This window comes from Rhodococcus sovatensis (genome assembly GCF_037327425.1).
GTDB lineage: Bacteria > Actinomycetota > Actinomycetes > Mycobacteriales > Mycobacteriaceae > Rhodococcoides > Rhodococcoides sovatense.
Genome location: NZ_CP147846.1, coordinates 1051342 through 1063582, shown reverse-complemented (window position 1 = coordinate 1063582; position 12241 = coordinate 1051342). Strand labels below are relative to the sequence as shown.

General features: G+C 62.3%; 11 protein-coding genes. 6 read left to right on the top strand and 5 right to left on the bottom strand.

Translation table 11 applies throughout. The annotated features are described in order from the left end of the window. Positions 1–76: 76 nt before the first annotated feature. A complete protein-coding gene (locus WDS16_RS04955; RefSeq protein WP_338890961.1) occupies positions 77–721 on the bottom strand; it encodes a response regulator transcription factor in 645 nt (214 codons plus the stop codon). Then, on the bottom strand, positions 712–1932 hold the full coding sequence (locus WDS16_RS04950) for a sensor histidine kinase (RefSeq protein WP_338890959.1): 1221 nt from the start codon (positions 1930–1932) through the stop codon (positions 712–714). Before WDS16_RS04950 ends, WDS16_RS04955 begins: the two co-directional genes overlap by 10 nt. A 130-nt stretch (positions 1933–2062) precedes the next feature. Between WDS16_RS04950 and WDS16_RS04945 the strand changes: the two genes are divergently transcribed. From WDS16_RS04945 to WDS16_RS04930, 4 genes are all read left to right on the top strand, one after another. Next, positions 2063–2842, top strand: a complete 780-nt coding sequence (locus WDS16_RS04945) for an ABC transporter ATP-binding protein (protein ID WP_338890957.1) — start codon at positions 2063–2065, stop codon at positions 2840–2842. Then, complete coding sequence (locus tag WDS16_RS04940) at positions 2839–5226, top strand: ABC transporter permease (protein WP_338890955.1); 2388 nt, start codon at positions 2839–2841, stop codon at positions 5224–5226. The genes WDS16_RS04945 and WDS16_RS04940 overlap by 4 nt, the downstream gene beginning before the upstream one ends. Positions 5227–5712: 486 nt before the next feature. After that, the gene (locus WDS16_RS04935; RefSeq protein WP_338890953.1) at positions 5713–7077 is read left to right on the top strand and encodes an FAD-binding oxidoreductase; all 1365 of its coding nucleotides are present in this window, start codon (positions 5713–5715) and stop codon (positions 7075–7077) included. Positions 7078–7149: 72 nt separating this feature from the next. Beyond that, on the top strand, positions 7150–8625 hold the full coding sequence (locus tag WDS16_RS04930) for an APC family permease (protein ID WP_338890951.1): 1476 nt from the start codon (positions 7150–7152) through the stop codon (positions 8623–8625). 13 nt (positions 8626–8638) lie between these two features. Here the strand turns inward: WDS16_RS04930 and WDS16_RS04925 are convergent, their stop codons facing one another. From WDS16_RS04925 to WDS16_RS04915, 3 genes are all read right to left on the bottom strand, one after another. After that, on the bottom strand, positions 8639–9667 hold the full coding sequence (locus tag WDS16_RS04925) for an LLM class flavin-dependent oxidoreductase (RefSeq protein ID WP_338890949.1): 1029 nt from the start codon (positions 9665–9667) through the stop codon (positions 8639–8641). Positions 9668–9752: 85 nt separating this feature from the next. Next, positions 9753–9923, bottom strand: coding sequence for a hypothetical protein (locus WDS16_RS04920; protein WP_338890947.1), 171 nt, complete (start codon positions 9921–9923; stop codon positions 9753–9755). A 55-nt stretch (positions 9924–9978) separates the two neighbouring features. After that, positions 9979–10713 (bottom strand): SDR family oxidoreductase, encoded by a 735-nt coding sequence (locus WDS16_RS04915; RefSeq protein WP_338890945.1) that lies wholly within the window; start codon positions 10711–10713, stop codon positions 9979–9981. 129 nt (positions 10714–10842) lie between these two features. Between WDS16_RS04915 and WDS16_RS04910 the strand changes: the two genes are divergently transcribed. Both WDS16_RS04910 and WDS16_RS04905 read left to right on the top strand, forming a co-directional pair. Beyond that, positions 10843–11664 carry a helix-turn-helix transcriptional regulator gene (locus tag WDS16_RS04910; RefSeq protein WP_338890944.1) on the top strand — a complete coding sequence of 274 codons (822 nt, stop codon included), beginning with the start codon at positions 10843–10845 and terminating at the stop codon, positions 11662–11664. 83 nt (positions 11665–11747) lie between these two features. Beyond that, positions 11748–12128, top strand: a complete 381-nt coding sequence (locus WDS16_RS04905; RefSeq protein ID WP_338890942.1) for a hypothetical protein — start codon at positions 11748–11750, stop codon at positions 12126–12128. The last annotated feature ends 113 nt before the right edge of the window (positions 12129–12241 follow it).

Here is a 12241-nt window from a genome sequence, read left to right as displayed (position 1 = left end):
CCTATCGAACGCAGGGCGCCGCCAATGGCCGACGTTGCCCTCAACCAGAGAAGGGAAGCGAGAGCAGGTCACCCGGTCACGTGCGCAGGTATGCCACCACGGCCGTCACACGACGGCTCACACCCGAGGAGTTCGCCAGTCCGAGTTTGTCGAAAATCGCGTTTGCATGCTTCTCCGTGGAGCTCACAGAAATGTACAGATCAGCCGAAATTCGCGCGTTGGTGAGACCTTGCGCCATCAGCTCGAGTACATCGCGCTCGCGCGGAGTGAGTCGTTCGAGGGGATTCGATCGGGTCGTGCGGGACAACAGCTGTCGCACCACCTCTGGATCGAAGGCCGTCCCGCCGTCGGCCACCCTGTTCAGGGCGTCCAAGAACTCGTCGACCTGCGCGACGCGGTCCTTCAGCAGGTACCCGACCCTCCCTACAGATCCGCTGATCAACTCTGCTGCATAACGGTTTTCGACGTACTGGGAGAGTACGAGTACCGCCACCTCGGGCCATCGACCGCGAATGGTCAGTGCCGCCCGCAGTCCCTCGTCGCTGTGATCAGGAGGCATTCGGACGTCGGTGACGACGACGTCCGGACGATCCCGTTCCACGGCGTCGAGAAGCGCGTCGGCGTCCGAAACGGACGCGATCACGTCGTGACCTTCGTCCACGAGCAGGCGAACCAAACCCTCACGCAGCAATGTCGAGTCCTCCGCGACGATCACCCGCACGGGACGCTCGCTGTCACGACGGTCGGTCCACCGACCGGGCTGTGCACGGTCAGCGTGCCATCCAATGCTGCGACGCGGCGGGCCAGGCCGGACAAGCCGGTACCGGACGGATCGGCCCCGCCGGGCCCGTCGTCGGTGATGGTTGCCAGCACGCGGTCGAACCTCTGATGGGTGACGGTGACCTCCACTAGTTGCGGGAAGGCGTGCTTGGTTGCGTTGGTCACCGCTTCCGAGACGACGAAGTAGATGACCGTCTCCACAGCTGGTCGCAACCTCTCCGTCAATTCGTATGTGATGCGGATGGGAACGCTTGCCCGCTGGGCCATCGTCTCGATCGCCGCGTGCAGACCGGACTGATCGAGTGCGATCGGGTACACCCGGTTGGCTACCTCGCGTAGTTCGCTGATCGCCCCCTGGGATGCGATGTGGGCTTGGGCAAGGAGATCGTGCATCTTGTCGGGCTTGTCGGCGCGGCGGGCCCGGCCGATGAGCATCCCTAGGGCAACCAACTGCTGCTGTACCCCGTCGTGCAGGTCGCGCTCGATGCGGCGGCGTTCGTCGTTGATGGCATCGACCACGTGGTCGCGGCTGCTCGTCAGCTCGGCTACCCGCTGGTGCAGCAACCGATCTGACTGCCGGCCGAGTACGTGGATGACGAACCAGTGGTCCAGCGATCCAACCCCTGCCACGCCGACAACCGCAACGAAGATCAAGAGGATCCCGGGCAGCGCCGCGACCGCTACGAGTCCACTGTCGACCCGATCGGAGTTCTCGATCAGGCCCCATCCACCATTCAAGCCCCACGCCGAGACCATCGAGCCGGCCACGAGGAGACAGAGCGTCAGCAGAAGGACCACGCCAATTCCGAGTAGCCCGATCGACCACCGCAGGCCGAGGTACAAACGGCACCGGCGAGGGGTCAGCACGTCAGTGTGGAGCCTGCCGTGGAAACGGGCGATACGCCGAATCTCTAACTCGGACAACGCCAGTGCAGTCTCGGCGACTGCGGATTGCAGCAGTCTGCCCCGCCGGCCGAGAATACGTGCCAACCCGAGGGCGAGCAACGCCAACACGGAGAACAGGAGCTCCGAAACTGCCGTGACGGTCCCGAGCAGAACCCCGGCAAGCGCGCCCAGCCATCGCCGGAGAAGCGGGCTGATGGCACTTCGATCCGCGAGGTCGGGTGGGTACACAACACGGTTCACCAGCACGCATGCAGCCTAGCCGAGCAGGTACCCACGGATATTGCGGTAAACCACAAGGTTTTCACGGGTACAGCCTCATGAGGTTCGACGGCTTTCCTCGTACCGACGGCTCGGCCGGTCGGCTTCGCTGGAGATCATGCACAACGCCATCTATCAGATCACCAATGAGCAACCTGCGGTTCGCATGCGCGCCGCGCGCCGCCGGTACGAACTGGGCGACGAGACCGTCGACGCATTGAACGACCTCGACGTCGACTTCCACCGCAGGACCTTCACTGCGGTGATGGGCCCGTCGGGATCGGGCAAATCGACGCTGTTGCAGTGCGCTGCAGGACTTGACCGATTGAACGGTGGGGAGACCTTCATCGGCGACGTCGAGATCGGCTCCCTCAGCGAAAAGGCACGGACCCTCCTGCGCCGATCCAAGGTGGGTTTCGTTTTTCAGTCCTACAACCTCATCGACTCGCTGACGGCAATCCAGAATCTCGAGCTGCCTCTGCGGCTTGCTGGCCGCAAGCCTGAGCGTTCCCGTATCACCGCAGGACTGACGAGGGTCGGTCTAGGGGATCGGATGCATCATCGGCCGTCTCAACTTTCCGGCGGCCAGCAACAACGGGTCGCCGTCGCTCGAGCCCTGGTGTCCGGGCCCGAAGTGGTGTTCGCGGACGAGCCCACGGGTGCATTGGACTCTGCCGGCTCGCGGTCGGTCCTGGAGTTGCTGCGCAGTGTCGTGGATCGCGAGGGCCAGACCGTGGTGATGGTGACCCACGATCCGACCGCGGCGTCGTTCGCCGATCGAGTGCTGTTTCTCCGTGACGGGAGAGTGGTCGACGATCTACAGCACCACCGGGGCGTACCGGGCGACAACCGGACCGCCGCCCAGATCGCTGCTCGGATGGCTGAGGTCAGAGCATGATCACATGGGCAGTGGCGTCTTTCCGACGCCGGATGACGGCCGCGCTGGGGGTACTGCTGGCGGTGTTCGTCGGCGTTCTGATCACCACGGCCACTGCACAAGTCATGGCTGCCGCAGGACCGCAGCCACCCGAGCGGCTACAGGGGGCGTCGTTGGTGGTCGCCGGCGAGCGAGCAACGAATGTGCTGGGTCAGGCGGGTGACCGCAGCGCGTGGGGCGGAGACCGGCTCGCCCAGCTGACGCAGCAGATCCGCTCGATCCCGGGTATCACCGATGTTGTGGCGGACCGTAGCTTCCTTGCGCAGATCGTTACCCCGTCCGGAGCGCTGCCGACGGAGGATCCACAGGTCACCGGGCATGGGTGGTCGAGCACGTCGCTGGCTCCCTACCGACTGATTTCCGGTGAGCAACCGCAGCAGGCGTCGGAGATCGCGCTCGGGCAGGAGTTCGGTGCCTCCGTCGGTGAAAGGGTCAAACTTCGGACTGCACGTGGCGATGTCGAGGTGAAAGTTGTCGGCACCACCGACGGTCCTGGCGTCTACTTCGACGACGCTACCGCCACGCAGTTTGCCCCCGCCGCCAATCTCCTCGGCATTCAGATCACCGATCAGTCGGCTGCAGCCTCGGTGCAGGAGGTCGCGGCGCAGTTCGGCGGCGAGGTGGTGACCGATCGCAGTGCCCTGCAAGATGACTCGGTCGCGAAAAGCCGCTATCTGAGCAGTCAGTTCCTGACGGCGCTGGCCCTTGCGTCGTTGGTCGTGAGTCTCTTCGTCGTCGCGGTCACCTCGAAGTTTACGGTCGATGAGCGCACGCAAGAATTCGGTCTCCTTCGCGCAACCGGAGCGCTGCCGAAGCAGCTGCGCCGCGTGGTGATGCTGGAAGCCGCGCTGCTGGGGACGGTGGGATCGGTCGCGGGAGCTGCGGCCGGGGTGCTGGCGACGGTGCCGTTGGCCGCAATGTTGCGATCGTGGGGGATCCTGCCTGCCGATCTCGGCGTGACGGTCGCCTGGCCCACTGCCTTGGCAACGGCCGTGGGAGGTATCGCCATCGCCGTGATCGGAGCCGCCATCTCGGCGGTGAGCGCTTCGCGGGTGAGCCCGCTGGCCGCAATGCGACCCGAGTCGACCCGTCCACGCAAGGGCCACGGGCGGTTACGAACGCTCGGTGGAACCGCATTGGCTGCGCTCGTCGTGATCGAGGTGGTCGCCGGTCGCACGGTGCCAGCTCTGGACTCGGTGTTGATGGCGATCGTCATCGCTCTGACTTCTGCTATCGCTGCCGCATGTCTCGCAGCGGTTTTGGTGCCTCGACTGGCACGAATCTTGCTGTGGCTGCCCTGCCGGATCCGGCCGTCCGCCCCGCTGATGGTTGCCAGCGCCGAGGTCGCCACAAACCCGCGCCGGTCGGGCTCGATCGCTGCGCCGGCGATCATCGCGGCGGCCCTCGCCATCCTCACGAGTGGATTCATTCCTACGATGCGAATCGCGTACCCGGCAGAGACGGCAGGTCAGCTACAGGGCCAGTCAGTGGTGGTATCCGATGCCGATTACCTCACGGCCGATCAGGTGTCCCAGGTATACAAGAAATACGATGTCGTCAGAGTGGGACTATCCAGCCGAGCCCGGCTCGTCGTTCCTGGATCCACCGTCGCGCTTCCCATCACGACACTCCCGAGCGCTGCTGAGCCTACCGGCTTCGAGGTGCCCCGCTACTTGGCCGAGGAGAACGGCTGGCGAACTGGCGATCCCGTCACTCTGGTGATGGCAGATGGGACAGCCATCGACCCGAGGATCACGACGATCGTGAACGAATTACGCGGTGAACATCCTGGCGTGTCCCTGTCCGAAGGCCTCATTCGTTCGCACGACCCCTCGGCCGTGGCGGACGAGGTGTTCGTGCGCTCGTCATCTGTCCAGACCTCCGTCGAGCCCCCCGCAGGCACACACGTCACGGATGCGATCACGTGGTCTTCGACCCGCTACGACAAGGACCTGACTCTGCTCAATCGCTATGTCATGACATTCATTGCAGTCGCTGTCAGCTACGCCGTACTCGCAACCACCATCACAATCGCGATGTCCATGCGGCATCGGAAGACCCAAGTGCGCACACTGGCACACTCCGGTGCCACCAAACGGCAAATCAGCGGAGTGGTCGTCATCGAGGCTGCTGTCGCCGGCACGTGCGGCGTGTTGCTCGGTGCGCTCTGTACGCTCTTACCGCTACACGAAATGGCTGCCGGTCTGTCGAACACCACAGGAAGCCCGGTAGGTGTTCACCTCGACTGGGTACAGGCCTCGATGGTGCCACTGGCAATAGTGTCCATGATGGGAGTTACCGCGTCGGCAATGAGCTTCCGACGCGGGCCGGCGAGCAATAAATGATCCCGCCCAGATCTTCCAAGCGCCACGACAATTCACCGCCGGCGATTGCGAGACGGCAAGGAGGGGCTTGTCGCCGACAGACACGACTGGCACTCCGATTCTCGCAATTTGGACCAAATATACGAATTCATTACCTATTCTTTATATTGACTGGGCTGAAAAGAGCCGCCTTCGATGGCCGAAGCCGCAGTGACTCAGATTGACGGCCGCGCCCGCGATGCCAATTCCTCGATGCTCTCGAGCGGTTTTGCACAATTCGGCAAGCGATGACCTTGTCTCTGTTAAAGTTCCGGCAACACCATCACAATAGATCGGATCTAGTGATGAAGGCTCAGATTGCGGCGGATTGCGCTGTCGTGCAAGGTAAGTCCGGTACAGCCGCCGACATCGGTGCAACTGAGAACAACGTGCCTTTTCTCCACCCAGCGTTCGGTTCCCCCTCACCAGTGTTCACGCGTCGCTGATCATGTGGTCGAGGGTGAGCGGATGAGATCCTCGGCCGAGCTGACCGGCCGGGTGGTCCGGCCGCCAGATTCCACCTACTCCGAAGCAAGTGCTGGGTGGAACCTGCTCTTCGATCACAAACCAGCGGTGATCGTCTTCGCGCAGAACACGCAAGATGTCGTCAATGCGCTCGCCTGGGCGAGGCAGAACGATGTGGCGCCGAGGATTCGAAGCGGCCGACATTGTCTCGAGGGCTGGTCGAGCGTCGACGACGGGATCGTCATCGATGTCAGTGACATCAAGTCAGCGACTGTGGACGTCGTGTCGAACACCGCCACCGTCGGCGCGGGACTCAATCAACTCGAAGCCGTGGCGCTGCTCGGCGAGGCCGGCGTTGCCGCACCGACGGGTACCGAAGGATCCGTCGGCCTGGTGGGGGCCACTCTCGGCGGGGGATTTGGACTGTTGACCCGTGTTTTCGGGATGGCGTCGGACAATCTGCTCGCAGCCGAGATCGTTGTCGCGTCCGATGACGGTGGAGCCACAGCGATTGTGGCTAGCGAGACCGAGAACTCGGACCTGCTCTGGGCACTCAGGGGTGCCGGCAACGGGAACTTCGGAATCGTGACGTCACTGACCTACAAGGTTTATCCACTGACGCAGACCGTCTACATCACGGCAACGTGGCCCGGACTGAATGACCTGCCGGCAGTGTTCGAAGCCTGGCAGCGCTCGGCGCCCCACACCGACAACCGCATGACCAGTCAGCTCGAGATAAGCCCAGAGGCAGTGGTACTTCTCGGTGTCCTTGCAGACGGGTCCGAGGGCGAAGCGAAAAAGATCTTGGCACCCATCTTGTCGGTGGGTGATCCCGAGGTGTCGATGACCAACAAGAACTGGGCCGACAACTATGCGGCGTTCCAGATACCCATCGACGAGGAACCAGCCAACTGGAAATTCTCCTCACAGTTCATATCCGAACCACTCCCCGCCGATGGAATCGATGTCATCGGCTCGTTCCTGGCATGCGCACCGACACCCAAGTGCAACTACATGACCAATGCGTTCGGCGGCGCCGTTGCGCAAACGCCAGCAGGAGGCTCGGCATTCGCGCACCGCGATGCCCTGTTCTACGCAGAGCCGGGCGCAGGTTGGGGCACCCGAGGCGACGGGGTTCGTCCCGATGCCGACCCGCTGACCGAACCCTGCCTGGTCTGGGTCGCGGAGTTCGCTGAGGCGATGGCGCCGTTTGTCACCGATGCCTACGTCAATGTTCCTAACGCCGACACACCGCACTGGGAGACGTCGTATTGGGGAGCCGGCGTCGAGCAACTGCGCACCATCAAGTCGAAGTACGACCCCGCCAACGTCTTTCACTATGAGCAGAGCATTCCACCTGCCACGTGATCGCGAACGTTCAACCAACCTCTCGGATTCCGCTTCTGACCGCACGTCCTACTGAAAGGCCGGTGAAGCACGGTGACGAAGAGCCTGGCAGGAGATGAGGCCGCCGACGATGCATGTCGGGACTGCGGCTATGAACCCGTGCTGAAGCGGTCGCTGAACGGGTTCCAGATGTTCGCCATCTCGTTCGCGTCGGTGTCGGTTGTCATCGGCATCTTCGCGACATACGACGACGTTCTGCGTAACGCTGGACCTGTGGGGATCTGGCTGTTCCCCGTCGTAGCGGTGGGACAACTACTGGTGGCGCTGGTCTATGCACAATTCGCGGCGCGGATACCGCTCAGCGGCTCCAGCTATACGTGGGCATCAAGACTGGCCAGCCCCAAGATCGGTTGGGCTTTCGGCTGGATTGCAGTCCTGTGCGCGGTGACCGCGCCGGTGGCAATCAACAACGCTCTGGCAAGCCAGTGCCTGATGCCTCTGTTCAACATGGAGCCCAACGAAACGACCGCACGCTTGATCACTGTGGCGCTGCTGGTTGTACAGACCATGCTGGCGATCGCGGCAACGCGCATCGTCGGTTGGGTCAACTCGCTGTCGGTGGGCGTCGAGATCGGCATCCTCCTCGTCCTTGGTCTCGCGTTCGCGGTTGTGGTCATCGTGATGGGTGAGGGAACAACGGACAATCTGTTCTCCCGGGGTGTCGCGGAGAGCAACGCCGATTATTTCGCCATCGGCGGTGGATTGATGGCAGCGTCGCTCATGGGCCTGACCACCCTGGTCGGGTTCGAAACAGCCGCCAACATGTCGGAAGAGGCCGAGAACCCTTTCCGTAGTGTGCCTCGCGCCATCATCGGCTCGGTCGCAGCGGCCGGCCTGCTGGGGTTTTTGTTCATCGTCGTGCTGACGGTGGCAATCAAGGATTTGCCATCGGCGTCGGCGAGCGAATCGTCGGTGGCCGAGATCATGCATCAACAGTTCGGAAACGGGCTGGAAAGACCGCTCCTTGCCGCCATTGCCGTCGCGTTTTTCGGAGCGGCGCTGGTCACCATGGCATCGACGGCCCGCTACATCTTCGCGATGTCGCGCGACGGTCGGTTTCCAGGCCACCAAGTGATGCGCAGGGTCAATTCCCGCACCAAGACACCCATTCCCGCCACGCTTTTGGTGTTGGCCGTCGGCGTGATCTTGATGCTCGTGATGCCAGGTGCTGCGCTATTGCAGCTCATCGCAACCGGTGCAATCTTCAACATCGGCCTCTACCTCATGACGATCGTGCTCTACCTCGGAGTACGTCGGAAGTTCGGGAAAGGAAAAAGTGGCTTCGACCTCGGTCGATTCGAATTGCCAGTGGCGATCGCCGCATTGGTGTGGGTGACAGTAGCGCTCGCCGTGGTGCTCACCGCTTCCACGACCTGGGCGACCATCACCATCGTTGTCGGATTGCTCATCCCTGGTCTCGCCTACTTCTTGTACATGCTCCGGTTCGATCGCCACGCACTCGACAACACATCCGACGACTCGGATCTGTTCACCGATCCCACGAAATGACCAAACTGGAGAACTAGACCTGTGCCACGATCGGCGCGACCTCGGTGCCGAGCAGTTCGATGCCGCGAAGCAGGTCGCCGTGAGCCAATCGAGGATTCGTCATCTGCAACGACAGTCTGTCCACACCGCCCAGTTGCTCGCTGACTCGCACGATCTTGTCGGCCACCGTCTGCGGATCCCCCATGAAGAATGCGCCGTCGGGACCGGAGGTGGCGTCGAACTGGTGTCGGCTGCGCCGAGCGAACCCGCGCTCGCGAGAGATCTTGGTGAACATCTCGTTCCAGCCGGGGTAGATGGTGTCCGCTGCGGCCTCCGTGGTCTCGGCGACGAATCCGAACACGTGCAGCCCCACTTTCAGCTGCTCCGGCGGGTGGCCCGCTTGCGCTCCGGCGCGCCGGTACAGATCGACGAGCGGGGCGAATTGACGTGGTTCCCCACCGATGATGGCAATCATCAGAGGAAGCCCCAGTAGCCCTGCACGGGCGAAGGACTCGGGCGTTCCACCGACGCCGACCCAGATCGGCAATTGATCCTGCATCGGTCGGGGATAAATGCCCTGTCGATTCAGTGCCGGGCGGTGCCGGCCGGACCAGGTGACCTCGACGTTGTCGCGGATCTGCAGCAGGAGGTCCAACTTCTCGGCGAAGAGTGAGTCGTAATCGGCCAAGTCCAGACCGAACAGGGGGAACGACTCGGTGAAGGAGCCGCGACCCACCACTAGGTCGATCCGGCCCTTGGAGATCAAATCGAGAGTAGCGAACTCCTGGAAGACTCGAACCGGGTCGTCTGCGCTGAGCACCTTGACTGCGCTACCGAGCCGGATGTTCTCCGTTCGCGCGGCCGCGGCAGCCAAAATGATCGATGGGGCCGAGTCGTAGTACTCGCTGCGATGATGCTCACCGATGCCGAACGAATAGAGTCCGACCTGGTCAGCGAGGGCTATCTCCTCCAACAGATGACTCATTCGCTCCTCGGGAGCAATCACCCGACCATCGGTCGGATCGGTCACAGAAGAGACAAAGCTGTCTACGCCCAGATGCATGATGGGACCTCTCGATTCGGGATGGACGACTCCATCAGCATCAGTGAAGATTCAATTATTCCGAAGGGAGGCGAACAGGCTGCAGCTACTCCCCCCAACGCTTCAACTCGTCCGCCGCGAAGTACATCTGCTGCGTCGCGCCGAAGCGAACCAGCATCTGTCCCTTCTCCTCGTAGAACCAGACCACGGTTCCATAGACACCATTCATGGGCCCGCTCACCGTCGTGACACCGTCGCCGATTTCGAAACCATCCATATCTGCACCGTACCGAGTGCCGGCCCGCAGCCCGCCTCTGCTTCCCCGCCGCTGATTACTGCATGCTTGCCGTCGGACGCACGATGATCGAATTGACGTCCACGTCAGCAGGTTGTGAGATGGCGTAGGCGACGGCGCCAGCGATTGCCGATGCAGGCAACGCGACTGCACGGTAGGTGCGCATCGCCTCCCGCGCCTCGTGGTCGGAGATCGATTCCGCCAGTTCGGATTCCGTCACTCCAGGTGAGACCAGAGTGATTCGGATGGTTCCGTCGGTCTCGATCCGCAGCCCTTCCGTGATTGCGCGAACGGCGAACTTGGTTGCGCTGTACACCGCGCTCGTCGCGGATACCTCGTAGGCGCCGACGGACGCAATATTGACGATGTGCCCACTGCCCTGTTCCTGCATGACTGGCAATGCCGCAGCAATACCGTGGAGGACTCCGCGAATGTTTACATCGATCATCCGATCCCATTCGTCTGTCTTCAACGCCGCAAGCGGGGACAGCGGCATGACGCCTGCGTTGTTGACGATGGCGTCGACGCTGCCGAAGCGGTCCCGCGCTGCCTCCACGAAGGCTGCTGTGTCCACGGCGTCGGTGACATCAAGTGACCGGAACTTAGCGGTTCCTCCGTCGGCAGTAATTTTCTCGGCCAATAATGCCAGCCGATCGGTGCGCCGTGCACCGAGGTAGACGCGATGCCCGTCTGCTGCAAGACGCGACGCAGTCGCTTCTCCGATGCCGCTGCTCGCTCCGGTGATGAGAACCGTCTTGCGTACTTGATTCATGTGCTCGTCTCCCTGCAGTTTCGTTGTCTTCACCGACAGTGCCGGTATTTCTGCAGAGGAACCAGGACAGTTCGAGTCTGGGTATGACGCACCCAGGCACGCGAGGCGTCCTACACATACATTGGAGCGATGACCGGTTCTGCACTCGGTGAGTACCTCCGAACAGCGCGTTCAAGAGTGCAACCCGAAGACGCGGGCCTGACAACGTTTGGTCCGCGACGCGTCGCCGGGTTGCGCCGCGAAGAAGTCGCGGTCCTGGCCGGGATGAACTCCGACTACTACGCCAGACTCGAGCAAGGACGAGAGAACCGCCCTTCTCCGCAAATACTCGACGCGCTCTGCGATGCCCTGCAGTTGGACGAACATGCCCGGGATCACCTCTACACGTTGGCTGGGGTCGTGCCGAGCACACGTCGGCTGCCGGTCGATGTAGTCGATCCGTCGCTTCGGCAGTTGCTCGACGGCTACCACGACACACCGGCATTCGTTCTCAATCCGGCCCTGGACATACTCGTGGTCAACGACCTGTGTCGGGCATTGTTCTCGCCGTTTAGCGCCGCCGACAATCTCGCCTACATGACGTTCCTCGATCCGGCCGGAAGTTCGTTCTACGGCAACTGGACCCGATCTGCCGAAAACGTCGTCGCAAGTCTGCGCCACGCCACAGGATCGAATGCTGGCTATCCGCGGCTGAACGAAGTCATCGATGCACTGCTCGTCGCGAGCGCCGGGTTCAGCGACTTGTGGCGAAGGCCCGACGTTCGCGAGAAGAGCAAAGACAGCAAGCAACTCGTTCACCCGGACGTGGGCGAACTGAACCTCATTTATCACACTTTCGACGTCCGCGGCTCCCGTGGTCAACAACTCGTCGTCTACAGCGCGCCCCCTGGAAGCTCCGCCCTTGAAAGACTGACGCTGCTCGGTACGCTCCACGCCCGCTACTCGCAGTAGGCACGCTGTGGGGCGCGCATTCTTCGTTGTGCCGCCCGAGAACAAAACGGAACGTTCCGTCGCTTACCAGCGAAAAGATATCAATGAGACGCACAATTATTGCGGCAGCACGAGTTAGCGCCGTTGCCGTATCGGGTTTGGCCTTCGCGACGGTCATCGGCTCCGGTACAGCCCCTGCTGGCCCTCAGGACTGCGCCATCCAGCGCGACGCCTTCAGCGCAACGGCAACCTGTCATGACACCGATGCACCGCCCGGTAGAGAGTACGTCCTCACTGTCGACTGCTGGGGTCTTCACGGCATCCCCAACGCCTTCCCGTTCTATGCGGTCGGGCCCTACAGCTCGTCGACTCGCTCATTCGTACCGACCGATCAGGCAACGGGCAACTGCAGCACCAACTGGGGTGCGCCCGCGTTGAATGTCGGAGTGGTCACCGATGCCCACGTGGAGATTTATCGCCAATAGCAGCTCCCTGCCAACGTTTCCGCCATCCTCCTGCTATCGCATGTCGAGATCACGGCTTCGGTTCCATCCCAGCAATGAATCGGCAAGCAACCCAGAAGGATGAATGCATCACC